Below are 16,800 nucleotides of genomic sequence, written 5' to 3'. Positions count from 1 at the left end.
TAAGACGTTATCTACAGGCGCTATTTTCAACGAATGAAATATTAAAAACGTAGAACTGAAATCTGTATTACTAACTAAGTATTGAAAAGTTAGGGACACCGAACGTAAGCTGAGAATTATGTTGAAATTGTCAAACCGTATCTTTTCTCACGTTATCCTTGCTATTCTCGTTGCCGTCGCGCTCGTGTTGAGTGTGGGGTGTTCAGCCGGTGCGAAAAAATCTGCGAACGGTAAACCAAAAGTTCTTACCACATTCACCGTTATCGCGGATATTGCGCAAAATATTGCCGGTGAGCACATGGACGTCACTTCCATTACCAACGAAGGTGAAGAAATCCACGATTACCAGCCAACCCCCAACGACATTAAAAAAGCCGAAACCGCTGATTTAATTCTTAATAACGGGCTTGGCTTGGAACGCTGGTTCGAACGTTTCATGGAGAATACGAAAGCTAAGCGCGTGAACCTCTCCGAAGGAGTTAAGCCCATTGACATCGCAGAGGGAGACTACGCCGGAAAGCCGAACCCCCACGCATGGATGAGCCCGAAAAACGGCAAAATTTATGTAGACAACATTGTGAAGGCTTTCTCCGAATTTGATCCGAAAAACGCCGACGACTACAAGAAAAATGGCGAAGCGTACAAGGCGAAAATTGACGAAATCGCTAAGGATATGGATGCAAAGCTCGCCACGATTCCCGAACCTTCCCGCGCACTCGTTACTTGTGAAGGCGCATTCTCCTACCTCGCGCGCGATCATGGCTTGAAAGAAAAATATCTGTGGGCAGTGAACGCGGAAGGCGCCATCACACCCAAAGCCAAGGCGGATCTTGAGACCTTTGTAAAGAAATCCGGCGTGAAGGCACTATTCTGCGAGACGACGGTCGACGATAAAATGGCGGCCGTTTCCGCAGACACCAAGGTTCCCGTGGCAGGACTCCTCTACGTGGATTCACTATCCAAGAAAAATGGCCCGGTGCCCACGTATCTCGATTTGCTCAAGTACGACGCGGATCTGATTACTAAAGGTTTGACGGGGCAAGCCAAGAAATAGGGCGGTGGCGCGGGGGTGCTGAAAGGAAGAAGAATAAGTGTCAGCTCTTGAAGTTAAGGACGTTCGCGCAAGTTACGCGACGGTCCAAGCGTTAACGGGTGTTAGCTTTACACTGGAAGAAGGTCGCATTTGTGGGCTTGTGGGGCAAAACGGTTCAGGAAAGTCCACGCTCATGAAATCCATTATGGGTTCCGTGGCGGCCTCCGGTTCGGTGAGGATTATGGACACTGAACCTGAAAAAGCGCGCAAAGCCGGGCTTGTCGGGTATGTCCCTCAAAACGAAGGCGTGGATTGGGCATTCCCCGTGTCCGTCCACGACGTTGTTATGATGGGACGCTACGGCTTTATGGGTATGATGCGTCGTCCTAAAAAAGAGGACCACGAAGCCGTTCAACACGCCCTCGACATGGTGGAAATGTCCCAGTATTCCGGGCGTCAGATCGGTTCGCTCTCCGGCGGGCAACGCAAACGTGTATTTATTGCTCGCGCTATAGCTCAAGGCGCCAAACTTATGCTCCTCGACGAACCTTTCGCGGGTGTGGACAAGCCCTCCGAGGCGATGATTACACGCCTTTTGCGTACACTTTCCAGCCAGGGTGTCGCCATTCTCGTCGCCACTCATGACTTGGGTGGATTAGATGTGTTGTGCGACGAAGTGTTGCTTCTCAACCGTCGTGTTATTTTCCACGGTTCCGTTGCCGAGGCAACCAGGCCGGAAATCATTGTTCAAGCGTTCGGAGGAAGCGCAGATGCTGCGGAAGCTACGGCACATGCAGAAGCGTCGGGCGTGAATATTGAGGCATTTGAGCAACATCGAGGCGTGGTAAACAGTGCGGAAAACGGTGTAAAAAACGGTATCGAAAATGCCGTGCAAAACGCTACACACAACAGCCCACAAGGCGACGCACAAATCAGCGCGCAAAACGCTACACACAACAGCCCACAAGGCGACGCACAAATCAGCGCGCAAAACGCTACACACAACAGCCAAAAAAACGGTGAGGAAAACTAGGAGAACTTATGGACTTTTACATGTTATTCCTTGAAATGTGGGAGCATCCCTTTATGCAGCGTGGTGCGACTGTCACCATCGTTGCCGCGGTAACCTGCGCCGTGATTAGCTGCTGGCTGGTACTTATTGGTTGGTCGCTCATGGGCGATGCGCTCTCGCACGCTATTCTTCCGGGCGTTGTGGTGGCGTATCTTTTGGGTGTCCCATTTGCCGCCGGCGCAATTTTGGCCGCGCTTCTTGCGGTGGGCCTGATTTTCCTGTTGCGTAGCACGTCGCGCGTAAAAGAAGATGCTTCGATGGGCTCTATCTTCACCCTATTTTTCGCAATCGGGCTGATTCTCATTAAACTGAATCCCTCGAATGTTGATCTTAACCACGTAATTTTCGGTGATCTTCTGGGTGTCACGTTCGTAGACATGCTTCAGGTGCTTATTTTGGCGCCGATTGCTCTGGTTATCCTGCTGGTTAAGCGCAAGGATCTCACGGCCTATGCCTTCGACCCCATGCATTTGCAGGCGATCGGCTTTCCGGCACGTCGCATGGGTGCGCTTCTTCTCTTCTGCCTCGCCTTAACGGTTGTGACGGCAATGCAGGCGGTTGGCGCAATACTCATTATTGCGCTGGTGATTGTTCCGGGCGCGACGGCGTATCTGCTCACGAATAAATTCGGACGTATGTTGGTTATCGCCCCGACCTTTGCCGCCATTTCCGCGATTCTTGGAATCTACGTCTCCTATTGGGTTGATTTACCATCCGGTGCGACGGTGGTGACCTTCCAGGGGTGCATGTTCCTTATTGTGTGGCTGTTCTCGCCCCACGGGTTGCGGGGTAATCTTGCAGGGCGCCGTGCCAGAAGGAAAGAAAACGCGGTGGCGCTTGTGTAAAACTGCTCGGGAAACCTCGCGTAATAAAGCGTAGAACGTAGTGTCGCGCTAAATGCAACACCAAACGTGCTACCTAGCTAATAAATATATAAAACGTACTATCGAAATATATACATCACCCCCCTTAACCTCATGTGAGAGAGGCAGGGGGGTGAGTATTGTGGGTTACTTGAGCGAATCCTCGGGCTGTGCCCGGAGTTTTACAGGTGTGGGTGGCGCGGTTCTTCGTAGAGGGCCGCGTCATCCGGACGCCCGTTATTGTGCTCTTCGTGTTCTGCCATATCTTTTGCGCGAATCGCATGGATGCCACCAATTGCGTGCAAAAGCGCGTGAATTTCGGGGCCAATCAGCTCATAGAGCATTTGGCGTCCGTGCCTGCGGGCCTTCACGACTCCGGAAACTTCCATGAGGCGTAATGCGGCTGAAGCGGTAGCTGTCCGCACATCTACGGCTTCAGCAATATCCGTCACTGTTAGAGCGTGAGGTCCTGCGTAGTGGAGAACCAATAAAATCCTCAAACGTGTTGCATCTCCAAGGAGCTTGAAAATATCAGACCATTCATCTGCCAATTCAAGCAAACGAAGAATTTCCGATTCCTCCATAGGGCAGTGGGGATCGGAGTAATGCGCCACAAGATTACCCCGGTGATCGTGCGGATGCTCGTGAACAGACTGATGTTCGTGCACATGCCCATGGACGGTCCCAAAATTGACCTCTGACGCGGTTCCTTTTTCATAGTCTCGTAACCTGGACATTTTACACCCCTAATATTTTCTCAAAACAATTTTGCCTTGCCCGCGCAACAGGCCTCGCAACTCACTAGCAATAGCGATGATGAGTCCGTACAAATCTTCGGTACGTGTTCCCAAAGCGCGGATACTTAAACCATTAACGTTCGGCGTTGACGAAACCCCGCATATAACAGGCTCCGGTGCCGTATCAACATACGTATTCATAATATCGCGAATATGTTTCACCATGTTTTCATCAATTCTTTGATCGATGGCGGTGAGGGTTGCAATATGTGTGTTTTCTTCTCGCAGAAGGAGCTGATCTCCTGCGGTTGTCTCATCTTTCGGGCGTACACAGAACACATCCACAACTTTAATTTCACCATTGAAGGAAACTGCTGTGCGAACCGTACATTCGTCGTAACTAAAATCGCTACCCTCGGGGCTCCATCCGGGAGTAATGATTTCCGCCGTTAAGAAAGATGCCGATGGATGCATATTCACCTGCATATGCTGGCGGTAGCTTGCCCCGCGATACATAATGAGCTGGTCGGGAATATACTCAAAAACGGCGTTTTCCCCCAGGATAATATTCATATCCTGTTGGGCGTAATCGCCGGGCGTCCGGTAAACTTTGGTGGCCGCCTGCCCGGAGAGGAGCAGGCTCGCCTCCGGGTCAACGGCAATATTCATGTGGTAATCGTCCCCGCCCAGGTATCCTCCACCCGGAAGAACAAGCGTGTAGTAAACCTGCCCAGAATCATCAAGATAGTGGGGTCGAATAATTTTCATCGCCCCGCGATGATACTGTTCGGTAGCAATAGATTTTCCTGCTCGCACACCAACGCGCAAACGCAAAATACCCATGTGGTCGCGAAGGGCGTGGTATCCGGTAGGTAGGTCGCCGTCGGGCATTCCGGGTGTTTCCCGAATAGCGTCGAGATAGGCATCCTGCCCCGCCTCTTCGCCCGCAATCTGGCGCGCGGTTGAGAGCCTTGCCCCCGCGTGGCGCTGAGCTACCGTAAGTTTCTTCTCCTGTTCTGCGGACACGCTCACCTCGCCTAGTTATCAAGATCTTGCATGAGGACGTCGTGGCGAATCCAGCGGATAACTCCATCCAGGCCTTCGTCCGTCATAAGGTTCGTGAAAACAAACGGTTTTTCCTTACGGAATACCTTAGAATCGGCCTCCATGACGGACAAGTCCGCACCAACATAGGGTGCCAGATCCGTCTTGTTAATGACGAACAGATCGGATTTAATCATGCCCTGCCCGGCCTTGCGCGGAATCTTTTCACCCTGCGCCACGTCAATAATGTAGATGGAAAAATCGACAAGTTCGGGGGAGAAGGTCGCGGAAAGATTGTCCCCGCCGGATTCAATGAACACCAGCTCCAGATCCGGGTGGCGCCGCACGAGTTCCTCATACGCCGCGTCATTCATGGACGTATCTTCACGAATCGCGGTGTGCGGGCACCCGCCGGTTTCTACGCCAATAATACGATCCTCAGGAAGGAGGCCGTTGCGCGCAAGAATCCGCGCGTCCTCCGTCGTATAAATATCGTTTGTAATGGCGGCCGTGGAAATTTCGCCGTCCAATGCGCGCGTAATGCGCTCAATCAGCTGCGTTTTCCCCGATCCAACCGGGCCTCCCACGCCAACTTTAATCGCTGTCATTTTTTCTCCTGTGTTGTGTTGTTTCTTTAAGCGTTGTTTTCCGTGTTTGTGTTTTTCCGACGACGATAAACGTAGCTTTCGACCACTAGCTCATAAACATTCGAGCGTGCAGGGCTTCATGTTGCATTTGCGCGAGTTCAAGCCCCGGTGCCGTGCATCCGAATTCTTCTGCGGTTAGGCGCATAACGGTGTCTGTTGCCTTGTTAATTGCCGGGTAGGCGTTCACAAGTGCCTGTTGTCCCGCGTCTTGTCCGAGCGGAATTCCGCGAATCGCGTTTTGGGTGATGGATGTTGCGAGCTGCATGAGGAAGGCGCGCACTGCCGTGCGCACATCCATGCCTGCTTCGCCCAAGCCCAGTCCGAACACAATAGCCGGGTTGCCGTGGTACCTGCCCTCGTTAATTCCGGCGAGATATTCGTGAACATAGTGCGATTCAGGGAGCGCGATAGCGGCAACTTTCGCGGTTCGTTTGCCCATCGCGGTTTGTGCATCGCGCACCTGACGCGGGATTTGCACCGCATATGTGAGGGTGTCTAGTTCGGTAACCGTTGTAATTTCGGTGGCTTCCCCGCGCGCAATTTCCGCCGCGTACCTCGCAACGAGCCCTTCCGTATATGCGCTTTGATGGATGAACCCGATAAGCCAATCCGTGTAGGTTGGCCCGTTGTGGACGATATCGCGCTGCATATAGATTTCCAGACCCTGTGAGTGGGCGAAAGAACCTGTGGGCAACGCGGAATCCGTGAGGTGCCAAAGGACGAGTTGGACTTTGGGGTCGATGTCCTGAGCGTTGTTCGTCGTCGTGCTGTGAAGCATAAAAACTGGTTACTCCATTTTAGTGGGTGTGTTCCGCGTGGCGGAAGGGATGCGGCATGACGCGCTCTTCGCGTGTGTAGATGGCGTTGTGATGCTTGAGGAAATCTTCAACGGTGTGGTCGTATTGAACGACCATCACACCCTGCCCGTATTCGGATTCGGGGCCGAAGAACTGCGCCTGCATGTGCCGGTTGCCGAGCGAGTGGGCAAGAAACGCCATATCTTCAATGGTTTCGGGGCGAAGCACGAGCACATCGGTAGGCGCCACATCAATGGTGATAATGCGCGTTTCGTCGCGGAAGAGAATATCGCCGTGGTGGAATTCGCGGAATCCTGTGGGCATACGCAAGCCGATTTCGTTGCCGGCGTCCGTGGTTGTGCGCTGCACTCGCTTCACAAGATCAAGGTTACCCATACGGACTTTTTCCTGAGTGAGGTAAGCAAGTTCTTCGGTGGCGAGGTCGCGAATGTTTCCAACGACTTCAGTGATAAGCATGGTTATGGTTTTCCTTTCGGATTGTTGTGTACGTGGTGTGGTCTGCCGGTACAGTTACGAGGCCATTGTGTGATGACATCGTGCCATGGCGTGAGTGTACGTCCACGCGTCAATGCTGGTGCGACCACCTAACCAATGTACCGAAATTCTCAAGAATAAGCGAATAATTGAATAAGAAATATACGAAAAAGCGAGTCTGTGGTTGCAGTTTTGTAGCGTTTAAGGTTTTTAACGTCGAAAGGTTTGTAGCCTCTAAGGTGTTTGTAGCGTTGAAACTGCTTGTAGTGTTGGTAAACACGCGTTGTCCCGGTTTTTGTTTACGACGATGTATCGACGTTCAAAACCGGGAACCTTTTGTGCTAGAAACCTTTGTGTTATTTACGACGGAGGAGCTGTGGGATGGTGGTGGGCTAACTGTGATAATACGGCTAGCCCACCACGGTGAACCTTTACGCGGTTCATGGAAACTGCGAAGTGCGTAAAGGTTCACCCTAACCTCTTAGAAGAGGTAGTAGAGCTGACCCATGGATACTGTTTCAGCCGGTTCGGAGGTGATCTCTTCTCCGTCGACAGAAACGACGTAGGTTTCGGGATCAACTTCGATATTCGGCATGGCGTCGTTGAGTTTCATATCCTTCTTGGTGAGGTTACGAATTCCCTTGACGGCTTCAATCTTGCGTTCAAGTCCGAGCTCTTCCGGAACGCCAGCTTCAATGGCTGCCTTGGACATGAAGGTAATGCTTGTCTTGTGGACGAGCTTGCCCATGGCGCCGTAGCTGTCACGCATGGTGCGTGGTTGCGGGGTGGGGATGGATGCATTGGAATCACCCATGAGGGTGCGGTTAACGTAGCCACCCTTAATAACGAGCTTGGGCTTAACGCCAAAGAACTTCGGCTCCCACAGAACAAGATCAGCGAACTTGCCAACTTCAACGGAACCAATAATGTGTCCCATACCGTGCGCAATGGCGGGGTTAATTGTGTACTTGGCAATGTAGCGCTTAATACGGTTGTTATCGTTATCTTCTGTATCGCCATCGAGCGGACCACGCTGGATCTTCATGCGGTCTGCAACCTGCCAGGTGCGAGTAACGACTTCGCCAGGGCGTCCCATCGCCTGTGAATCGGAGGAGGTGATGGAGAGGATACCCATATCGTGAAGAACGTCTTCAGCTGCAATGGTTTCCTTACGGACACGGGAATCTGCGAAGGCCACATCTTCCGGAATATCCGGGTTCAAGTGGTGGCACACCATAATCATGTCAAGGTGTTCGTCAATGGTGTTGACGGTGTAAGGAAGTGTTGGGTTTGTGGAGGCTGGCAGAACGTTCGGTAAGCCTGCAACCTTGAGAATATCGGGGGCGTGGCCACCTCCGGCACCTTCGGTGTGGAAGGTGTGGATAACGCGATCCTTGAAGGCGCCGATGGTGTCATCAGCAAAACCGCCTTCGTTGAGCGTATCGGTGTGGATAGCGATCTGAACGTCCATTTCATCAGCAACCGTAAGTGAGTTGTTGATGGCTGCGGTTGTTGCGCCCCAATCTTCGTGGATCTTTAGGCCGACGGCTCCTGCGCGAATCTGTTCGCGCAGTGTTTCAAGGTTGGATGCGTGCCCCTTACCAAGAATTCCGAAGTTAATCGGGAAATCTTCCATGGCGAGCAGCATGCTCTTAATGTTTTCAGGACCTGCTGTGACGGTTGTTGCACCCGTCGAATCTACCGGACCGGTACCGCCACCAACGTGTGTGGTGATGCCGTTATCGAGCGCAACACGAATCTGACCTGGATCAATGTAGTGAATGTGGGTGTCAATACCGCCTGCGGTGAGGATTTTACCTTCGCCGGCAATGACTTCGGTTGCGACACCAATAGTGATATCAACGTTATCTTGAATATCCGGGTTGCCGGCCTTGCCGATTCCGCAGATGTAACCGTCGCGAATGGCAACGTCTGCCTTGTAAATTCCGGTGTAATCGATAATGAGGACATTAATAATCACGAGGTCCGGGATCATCGCTTTGTCGTCGTCGCGTGTGAAACGCCCGTTTTGTCCCATGCCGTCGCGGATAACTTTACCGCCACCGAAGGAAACTTCTTCACCGTAGGTGGTGAAATCTTTTTCGACGCGGGCAATAAGGTTGGTATCTGCAAGGCGGATGCCGTCGCCCGTTGTCGGGCCGTAGATTTCGGCGTATTCGCGCCGACTCATTTCAAAAGACATATATGTTTCTCCTAATGCATGTAGCCGCTAGGCGACCACTGGACCGTTACTTGAGGTCCCCGTTGACCTTGTCGTTGAAGCCGTAAACGCGACGTGATCCGCCAAAGTCGATGAGCTGGACTGTGCGCTTATCGCCTGGTTCGAGGCGGACGGCGGTTCCCGCTGGGATATCGAGACGCTTACCGTAGGCGGCTTCGCGGTCGAATTCCAATCCGGGGTTTGCTTCGTAGAAATGGAAGTGTGAGCCAACCTGGACCGGGCGGTCTCCTCGGTTGGTGACTTCGATAGATACCGCTTCCTTGCCTTCGTTAATGACAAGGGAGCCTTCTTGGATGAAGTATTCACCAGGAATCATGGGGTTTCTCCTTATCTTTCCGGCTTAGCGGATGGGGTTGTGTACGGTAACCAGTTTTGTGCCATCGGGGAAGGTGACTTCAATCTGGATGTCTGGGATGAGTTCCGCGACGCCTTCCATGACGTCCTCGCGGGTAAGAATTTTGGCTCCGGCTTCCATAAGTTCGGCTACCGTTTTGCCATCGCGGGCACCCTCCATTACGGCGGCGGTAATGAGAGCTTTTGCTTCAGGGTGGTTGAGTTTGAGGCCACGGTCCCTGCGCTTCTGTGCGAGGTCAGCGGCGACGACGATAAGCAGTTTCTCCTGCTCACGATTTGTCAGGTGCATGTCGCTCCTTCTTCGGCTTGCATGTCCTTTAATTTTAGTCCGTTCCTGAAAATTTTATCCTTTTTTTCAGTATAAAATAATGCACGGTCCATTTTTTATTATATCCTATTTTCGACGAGAGGGGTAGGCGCTTATGCCCCTTTTTTCATAAAAATTTAGAAAATGATAAAAATCTTTTACAACACCTATTTTTGTCAGTATCTGTCTGCTATTCTAATGAAGTAGAAGGTTGTTTGTTAAAAATATTCAAACAAACAAAAGAACATTTTAATCATAGCATATTTGTGACGCGAATCGCTTTGAAAACATAAAACGCCTGGTTTTTTCCTGAAAAAATACTGTAAAATCATCACATGGTTATCAATAATCAGGCTTCTGCCTCCGCAAAGGCTGCGCCGGCGCTACCTCACGTTAGTAACGCCAAGGCCGCAACCGTTTTAATGATTGGCGTGGTCGCCCTCGCCTTCTCCGGCATTATGGTAAAGGAAGCGAACTTCGAACCAGCAACAAACGCGTTCCTGCGCGTTGCCATCGGTTTGGTCGCCCTTCTTCCATTTGGCTGGAATGAAATCCGCAAGGGACGCAAGCTCGATAGCTACAGCATCAAGATGTCCCTTATTGCCGGTATCTTCCTTGGAATCGATTTCACCTGCTGGAACTTCTCCATCTTCTTCGTGGGTGCCGGTATCGCCTCTATTCTTCTGAATCTTCAGGTTATTATCGTTCCCATGCTGGCGTGGATTTTCGATAAGTACCATGTGCCCAAGAGCTTTATCGTCCTTGTTCCGATATTCATCGTCGGTATTGTGATGACGGGTGGTGTTCTCAACCCCATGATTGGTTGGGAAGCCGGAGCTGCCGGCCCTGAAACTGCCTACGGTATGCGTACGGCTGTTTTGGGTACAATCCTCGGTTGTAGCTCGGGCGTCTGCTACTCCTTCTACCTCTACTTCTCCCGTAAGGGCGGTATGAAGGTTGAAGGTGCATATGCTCAGCCGATGATTTACACGAATATTTCCCAGCTTATTGCGCCAGTTATCTTCATGATTGCTTTGGCTCCCAAGCCTCACTACGGTTTCAATCTCACGCACGGCACAATGCGCTGGGTTGATGGAGCATGGCGTCTGCCAACAGAATATGCCGCGGATAATTGGGCATCGTTGCCCGATACCGCACTTCTCGGCGACGAAATTACGGCATATAACTGGTGGATGATTATTGGTTTGGGTGTCCTTGGGCAGGCAATGGCATGGACCTTCGTTCAGTACGGTTCTGTTGTTCTCGATCCAACGGTTTCTGCCGGATTGCTCCTACTGTCCCCGGTGACAACGGTTCTTATTACTCCGTTTATTCAGGGCGAACAGAACTCCTGGTTGCAGTATGTTGGCGTCGTCGTGGTTCTCATATGTGTGGCTTACCAGAACGGGCTACTACAGCCACTATTTGGAAAGAAACACAAACCTGATGACGATATCGAAGAGATGGCTCTAGAAGCGGTAGATAGACATACCGAAGAAAATAGAGAACGTGCCGCTCATAAACACGATAAGCACAAGAACGAATAGCGCCTAATAACCCTGTAAGTCCCGTTCGGTTTATTAACCACAAGGACGCGGCTTACACGGAGGTGAGAATACACAAAAGTTGGGGTTCTGCCATATGGCAGAACCCCAACTTTATTCATGTGAACGAACCTCATTGTTCATTCGCGTAACAAAGCCCGGACGCATTCGTGAGGTAGAATCACATTTCATTGCCCACTTTATGTGGCGTTTTCAAGGCTTTATTTCGCGGGTGTGGCACTTGTGTCGTTACTGCATACGTTACGAGCGTGCTTGTTGTGTACTACGTGACGTTACCATTCACCCACGGCGCCGGTAACGCGAAGGGAGCCGTCGTCGGCACGTCGTGCTTCTAAACCGAAAACGTCGAGGAGGAGCTCCTTGTTGAAGACGTCGTCGGGAGGGCCACATTGAACGATTCCTTCGCTGGGAGCCAACACAACAATCCAATCCGCGTAACGCGACGCCATTTCCAGATCGTGCTGTGCCAAAATGACGCAGGAGTTGTGGTTTTTCGCGACATACCGTAATTGCTCCATGAGGCGAATTTGGTGGTGCAAATCAAGGTGGTTCGTTGGCTCATCGAGGAGCATGGATCGCGAATGTTGCGCCATGGCTCGCGCCAACTGGGTGCGTTGTTTTTCGCCACCGGACATGGAATTCCATTGCCGATGGGCGAGCTTTCCGATACCAAGATTTTGTATTGCTTCGTCGACGAGAGCTTCGTCCTCATCGGTGAGCCCCGCGAAAGGTCCGCGCCCCACAAGGATTCCCATTTCCACAACTTCGCGAACCGTCAAATCTGTGCTTGACTCATTGTGTTGTTCGACGAAAGAGAGCTCGCGAACACGGTCGGCGCGACTCATGGAATCGAGGGATTTTCCGTGGGCGAGAATGGTGCCTTGGAAGGGGTGAACGGCCGCGATGGCTCGAAGTAGGGTGGATTTTCCCGCGCCATTGGGGCCAACAAGTGCGGTGACTTTTCCGGCCTCAAAAGTGGTGGAAATTCCTTGAAGAACAGGGTTTTTGCCGTAGCCTACAGAAACGTTGTTGAGTTCGAGAGCTTCAGCGTACTTGGCTGTATCGAGGCGTTCAACAACATATTTTGGGGTGTTATCCATTGGCCTTCGTCCTCCTGCGCAAAATAATGAAGAATACGGGGGCGCCAATAATTGCGGTAATAACGCCAACCGGGAGTTCCTTGGGGGCGAAGGCGACTCGTGCCAGTGCATCACACAAGACGAGGAAGATGGCCCCGACTCCCGCAGATAGCGGAATTACGTGAAGGTGACGCGAACCGACAATCATGCGTACGGCGTGGGGAATAATAAGGCCGACGAATCCAATTGCGCCGACGGCGGAGACGCAGGCGGCGGTGAGGAGAGAAACGATAACGAGGACAGCGCCACGAACCTGTTTAACGGGAACGCCCATGCTTTGTGCGGTGGCGTCGCCGAAACTGAGGGCGTCCAGGTATCGCGCCATCATCCACAGAAGCATGATTGCGATAATGGAGACGAAAATGACCGGCCAGAGTGTTTCCCAGCGGGCTGCGCCCATTGCTCCAAGGAGCCAGAAGGTGATGCCACGGACTTCCTCTTCGCTTCCTTCCGCCATAAGGATGAGGGAGGTACTAGCGGAGAAGAATTGGCCGACGAGAACACCCGTGAGGACAACTCGGGTTGTGGCGAAACCCGATCCGCGCAAGAGGAGCATGAGGCAACAGAAGGAAGCAAGTGCACCAAGGGATGCACCGGTAACGAGACTCATTGTGCTGTTGGCAAGGACGACAACGGAAATAACCGCGCCTGTTGAGGCGCCGTGGGAGATGCCGAGCAGGTAGGGTTCAGCAAGTTCGTTGCGCGTGATTGACTGGAGGACAACACCGGCAACCGACAGCGCCGCTCCAACAAAAACTGCCATGAGGACTCGTGGGACACGCAAATCCATAAGAATTGATGCGCGCAGAGGGGATGGTTCCGGGTATGCGCTACTGGTAAATATGCCGAGTTTATGGGTGAGCACGCCCCAAATTTCTGCGTTGCTCAGGGAGCTGGCACCCATAAAAAAGCTACCAAAAACGGATGCAATCAGGAGGATGGGCATGAGAACCCAGAGTGTTATTCTCAATCGCGCTAGTTTCGCCACGGCGACCCGCTTACTCGAAGAGGGTCGCTTGGTTTCAGCGCCTTTTGTGACGTTAACCATGAGTGCTACTAATTCTCGTTACTTCTTGAGTTTTTCGTAACCGGACACGAATTCTTTGAGTGTCGTCGCGGTTGTTGAGGACGGGTCGAAACCGCCACCGGGAACCGGGATGAACTTCTTGCCCACAACTGCATCCATTTTCTTAATGCTGGCTTCCTTGTTCATCGCGTCAACCTTTTCCTGCCAGGTATCGCCTGGCTTTCCGCGCATGGGAAGGTCAACAAGAATCAGGTAATCGGGGTTTTTATCCGCTAGGGCTTCCCAGGAAACTTCGGGCCAGGAATCGTTGAGGTCGTCAAAGACGTTACGGCCACCAACGGCTTCAATCATGTCCTGTGCCAGGGAGAGCTTTCCGCCAATGTAGGGGACACCGTTGTACATGGAATATACGACGGCGAAGGTGGGCTTGTCTTTTCCTGCGTGTTTCTTTGCGGCGGCAACAGCTTCACGGAGGTTCTTGATTTGTTCTTCCGCTACCTTTTCGGCACCCCAGAGTTTGCCGATTTGATCGAAGTCTTTTTCGAGGAGTTCAAAGCGGGATTTGCCCTTGTTGTCTCCTTGGTTTGCACATTCAAGGTTGGAGAGGAAGGGTTTTACGCCGAGTTTCTGCCATTCTTCACGGGTTCCACCCTTATCTGCGGTGTAGGTAACCTTAAAGTTTGTGTAGATCATATCGGGTTCGGCGGTGCGAATTTGTGCGGCGGTTGCGGGTTTATCGCTGAGTTTCTTGACTTTGGCAAAGTCCTTTTCGTACTTTGCCGGTATTTTTTCTTTCAGATGGGAGTAACCGGCCATTTTTCCAACCTGTCCCATGTCTAGGGTGGTGGAGATGGCGCCCTGTTCTACGGCAACAATGCGCTGGGCGGGCTTGGAGTAATCAAAGGTCATTCCGCAGTTAACAAGTGTTTTTCCGCCTGCGCTGTCTGATTTTTTATCGGAGGAGCTTGCACTGCAGGCGGTGAATGCGAGCGTGGTTGCAGCCACCAGGGCTACAAGACGTTTTTTCATTATAAAGTTCCTTCATTGGGACTGTTACAAAAATAAATAGTTCAAAAGATATATTGAACTATAAGCCATATGGTAATGCTTTTTGGTACGAAAAACAATTCGTTTTGGCAAGAAATATGTATTTCTAAAAAATTTTTATCGAAATTAGAAAAATTTTAGGCTTGCGGGGCAAGGGTTGCCTGTGGGTAGAAGCGGGTTTTCGGGGTAGTCCGGAGGGTTTTGGGCGACCCGGAGATTTGGGGATAATTCCAGGGTGTAGACAAAAGGGCTCTTCGGATTTTGGTGGGGTGAAGCTTGTGGATTGGACGTGCGCGAACCGTTGAACAGTAACAAACGAAATGCGAAGAGCCGTAAATCGGGGCAAATATGATGAGTTACGAAGTCTGAAAGGCGCGAGCGCTAACGACGGAAAATGGGTAAAAAGTTAGCCCAACGGGATAGTTCAACCGCGGGGCCTGGCGCGCCCGGAGGGATTCGAACCCCCGACCTTCTGATCCGTAGTCAGATGCTCTATCCACTGAGCCACGGGCGCATCGTTCTATTTTTTAGAACAGATTAAAGCTTACAACTGGCGGTGGATAAGGGCAAATTATTCACCGCCATTGCGTGCCATCTCACATGCTCCAACTCAAAACCTGCTCGTCCTGCGAAAAAGCGCCACCCGCCGTCGTTAACCTCATGTTCACCAATTGTGGCAATGGGTACGTTTATTAACACCCTCTCGCTAAACTAGATACATGGACTCACGCACATGGCAAGCATGGCAAGAACAGCGCGCAACCTTCCTTTCCGACCCTTATGGCTGGCTATCGGTAACGTCATTTACGTGGCTCACCGATAAACCGCAACAGCTCCCCGATTTTCCAGGAAACTGGCACGTCGAATACGAAGACGGGGACAAAATTATTGCTCACGGAATTTTTGAGCCGAACACCGTCGAATATTGTGGAAAACCCGTGACGGAAGTTACCATCGTCTGCCTCGACGAAGAAGATGATGTTGATTTACGCACCATCGCTGCCGAAGGCGAAGCGAAAATTGCTGAGGTCGGGATGCTTGGCGGACGATACCGCATTCGTGTACGCGACCCGAAATCGCAAAATTTAGCCAACTTCACCCAGGTCCCGATTTATGATTACGACGACGAATCCCGCGTCCTCGCATATTTCCGGCCATTTTCGCACGTGCGCAAGGTGGGAATAGATACGTTTTTGGACGATGTTTCGAGTACGGCGGAACTCGTGGGCGTCATTGATTTTATGTATAAAGGCGTTCCGACAAGTCTCGTGGTTCAAGGAAACCCCGAAGGGACGCTCACGGCAGTTTTCGGGGACGGAACGAACTGGAAAGAAACATCCGGGTGGCGTTTCGTGAATTTTGCGGGGCCAGATTCGCCTGACAACACAATCACTGAAGAATTGGTTCGTATTGCAACGGAAAGTGACTCCAAGGAAAAGTGGGAGAGCGGTAAGTCGGGCGTCGTCGACAATAATTTTGACTTTGAAGTGAGCGAAACTGATGTTGACGACGAATATAAAGAGGTGCCCCTAGAAAAGGACATTACGCGGGAGAATCTCGAAAAATATGCGAATGTTGTGGTCGATTTCAATACGGCACAAAATTTCATGATGGAGTTTACCGATTTCACGACGTGCCCCAAGCCTCCGGCCGGCAACACGATTTCGGCGCACGTGCGGGCAGGGGAGAAAAAATATAGGTAATATCACGCTGGACACAATGCGTGAAACCGGAAGTTACGATACTATGTACAGATGTAGTTCGCTTTTCGGCGGATTGCGCATGGAGAGTTGTCAGAGTGGCCGAATGAGGCGGTCTTGAAAACCGTTGTGTAGTAACCCTGCACCGGGGGTTCGAATCCCTCACTCTCCGCCACTAGCTTTTGGGCGGGTGTCCGCGCTAAGCTAGTTCCGCTTGGTTTCAAGCGAGGAGACGTGACTGAGTGGCCGAAAGTGGCACCCTGCTAAGGTGTTAGTCGCAATCGCGGCTCGAGGGTTCGAATCCCTCCGTCTCCGCCAAAGCCCCGCTGAATCGTTGATTTGGCGGGGTTTTCCTTTATTTTAAGCCGAAAAGTGGCGATAGTTCTTTAGGCAAGTTTAAGTAAGTTTGGGTGGTTTTTAGCGTCCTGAGGGGCACTATAGGGGCTCTTCGGATTTTGGTGGGGTGGGGGGGGTTTAAAAAGTGGTGAAGGTAGTTCATGATTAGTGTGTGAATAAAAAACGAAAAACTACCTTCACCACGTCTGATTCTACCGAAATTTTGGCTTGTTTAGTAAGTTTGAAAGATGTCAGGCTTATAGGTTATAGGCGTGATGGGCCTCGACAAGAATTATGGATAGAACAAGTTGTGAAAACACCGGTGAGGTGTTCTGCATGTTCTAGTAAAGCTGTGGTCAAAGATCGTCCTTGTGTGCGTTATATCGATCTTCCTG

Annotated in this window: 17 protein-coding genes and 3 tRNA genes; 8 read left to right on the top strand and 12 right to left on the bottom strand. The window is 51.4% G+C overall.

All coding sequences use genetic code 11. The features are described from left to right. Positions 1 to 118 precede the first annotated feature (118 nt). From G445_RS0107235 to G445_RS0107225, 3 genes are read left to right on the top strand one after another with little or no spacing between them, the layout of a single operon-like run. Positions 119 to 1,054, top strand: coding sequence for a metal ABC transporter substrate-binding protein (locus G445_RS0107235; RefSeq protein WP_022866873.1), 936 nt, complete (start codon positions 119 to 121; stop codon positions 1,052 to 1,054). A 37-nt stretch (positions 1,055 to 1,091) separates the two neighbouring features. Further along, positions 1,092 to 2,066 (top strand): metal ABC transporter ATP-binding protein, encoded by a 975-nt coding sequence (locus tag G445_RS10290; protein WP_022866872.1) that lies wholly within the window; start codon positions 1,092 to 1,094, stop codon positions 2,064 to 2,066. A gap of 8 nt (positions 2,067 to 2,074) precedes the next feature. Further along, entirely contained in the window at positions 2,075 to 2,950 is an 876-nt protein-coding gene (locus G445_RS0107225; RefSeq protein ID WP_022866871.1) for a metal ABC transporter permease, read from the top strand. A 200-nt stretch (positions 2,951 to 3,150) separates the two neighbouring features. Here the strand turns inward: G445_RS0107225 and G445_RS10285 are convergent, their stop codons facing one another. From G445_RS10285 to G445_RS0107185, 8 genes are all read right to left on the bottom strand, one after another. Continuing rightward, positions 3,151 to 3,705, bottom strand: coding sequence for an ArsR/SmtB family transcription factor (locus G445_RS10285; RefSeq protein WP_022866870.1), 555 nt, complete (start codon positions 3,703 to 3,705; stop codon positions 3,151 to 3,153). A gap of 9 nt (positions 3,706 to 3,714) precedes the next feature. Continuing rightward, positions 3,715 to 4,731: an urease accessory protein UreD gene (locus G445_RS0107215; RefSeq protein ID WP_022866869.1), complete on the bottom strand. Its 1,017-nt coding sequence runs from the start codon at positions 4,729 to 4,731 to the stop codon at positions 3,715 to 3,717. Between the two features lie 11 nt (positions 4,732 to 4,742). Continuing rightward, positions 4,743 to 5,357: an urease accessory protein UreG gene (gene ureG, locus G445_RS0107210; protein ID WP_022866868.1), complete on the bottom strand. Its 615-nt coding sequence runs from the start codon at positions 5,355 to 5,357 to the stop codon at positions 4,743 to 4,745. Between the two features lie 85 nt (positions 5,358 to 5,442). Next, positions 5,443 to 6,174, bottom strand: coding sequence for an urease accessory protein UreF (locus G445_RS0107205; RefSeq protein WP_022866867.1), 732 nt, complete (start codon positions 6,172 to 6,174; stop codon positions 5,443 to 5,445). 19 nt (positions 6,175 to 6,193) lie between these two features. Further along, the gene (ureE, locus tag G445_RS0107200) at positions 6,194 to 6,670 is read right to left on the bottom strand and encodes an urease accessory protein UreE (RefSeq protein WP_022866866.1); all 477 of its coding nucleotides are present in this window, start codon (positions 6,668 to 6,670) and stop codon (positions 6,194 to 6,196) included. Between the two features lie 499 nt (positions 6,671 to 7,169). Next, positions 7,170 to 8,891 carry an urease subunit alpha gene (gene ureC, locus G445_RS0107195; protein WP_022866865.1) on the bottom strand — a complete coding sequence of 574 codons (1,722 nt, stop codon included), beginning with the start codon at positions 8,889 to 8,891 and terminating at the stop codon, positions 7,170 to 7,172. A 46-nt stretch (positions 8,892 to 8,937) separates the two neighbouring features. After that, positions 8,938 to 9,246 carry an urease subunit beta gene (locus G445_RS0107190; protein ID WP_022866864.1) on the bottom strand — a complete coding sequence of 103 codons (309 nt, stop codon included), beginning with the start codon at positions 9,244 to 9,246 and terminating at the stop codon, positions 8,938 to 8,940. A 24-nt stretch (positions 9,247 to 9,270) separates the two neighbouring features. Further along, positions 9,271 to 9,573: an urease subunit gamma gene (locus G445_RS0107185; RefSeq protein WP_022866863.1), complete on the bottom strand. Its 303-nt coding sequence runs from the start codon at positions 9,571 to 9,573 to the stop codon at positions 9,271 to 9,273. A gap of 353 nt (positions 9,574 to 9,926) precedes the next feature. Between G445_RS0107185 and G445_RS10280 the strand changes: the two genes are divergently transcribed. Further along, positions 9,927 to 11,138 (top strand): DMT family transporter, encoded by a 1,212-nt coding sequence (locus G445_RS10280; protein WP_022866862.1) that lies wholly within the window; start codon positions 9,927 to 9,929, stop codon positions 11,136 to 11,138. A 290-nt stretch (positions 11,139 to 11,428) separates the two neighbouring features. On the opposite strand, the gene G445_RS10275 is transcribed toward G445_RS10280, so the two are convergent. The 4 genes from G445_RS10275 to G445_RS0107160 form a co-directional block, all read right to left on the bottom strand. Then, the gene (locus G445_RS10275; protein WP_022866861.1) at positions 11,429 to 12,256 is read right to left on the bottom strand and encodes an ABC transporter ATP-binding protein; all 828 of its coding nucleotides are present in this window, start codon (positions 12,254 to 12,256) and stop codon (positions 11,429 to 11,431) included. Next, positions 12,249 to 13,343 carry a FecCD family ABC transporter permease gene (locus G445_RS0107170; protein WP_022866860.1) on the bottom strand — a complete coding sequence of 365 codons (1,095 nt, stop codon included), beginning with the start codon at positions 13,341 to 13,343 and terminating at the stop codon, positions 12,249 to 12,251. Before G445_RS0107170 ends, G445_RS10275 begins: the two co-directional genes overlap by 8 nt. Before the next feature lie 18 nt (positions 13,344 to 13,361). Then, a complete protein-coding gene (locus G445_RS10270; protein ID WP_022866859.1) occupies positions 13,362 to 14,351 on the bottom strand; it encodes an ABC transporter substrate-binding protein in 990 nt (329 codons plus the stop codon). Between the two features lie 456 nt (positions 14,352 to 14,807). Beyond that, positions 14,808 to 14,883 (bottom strand) — tRNA-Arg (locus tag G445_RS0107160). 205 nt (positions 14,884 to 15,088) lie between these two features. Between G445_RS0107160 and G445_RS0107155 the strand changes: the two genes are divergently transcribed. The 4 genes from G445_RS0107155 to G445_RS11810 form a co-directional block, all read left to right on the top strand. Next, positions 15,089 to 16,072, top strand: a complete 984-nt coding sequence (locus tag G445_RS0107155; RefSeq protein WP_022866858.1) for a DUF1684 domain-containing protein — start codon at positions 15,089 to 15,091, stop codon at positions 16,070 to 16,072. An 81-nt stretch (positions 16,073 to 16,153) separates the two neighbouring features. After that, positions 16,154 to 16,244 (top strand) — tRNA-Ser (locus G445_RS0107150). 53 nt (positions 16,245 to 16,297) lie between these two features. Beyond that, positions 16,298 to 16,387 (top strand) — tRNA-Ser (locus G445_RS0107145). A gap of 190 nt (positions 16,388 to 16,577) precedes the next feature. Next, a partial coding sequence (locus G445_RS11810; protein ID WP_211210517.1) for a hypothetical protein occupies positions 16,578 to 16,800 on the top strand: 223 nt, incomplete at its 3' end.

The organism is Actinotignum urinale DSM 15805 (assembly GCF_000420445.1).
GTDB classification, from domain to species: Bacteria; Actinomycetota; Actinomycetes; order Actinomycetales; family Actinomycetaceae; genus Actinotignum; species Actinotignum urinale.
This window is presented reverse-complemented; position numbering and strand designations above follow the sequence as displayed.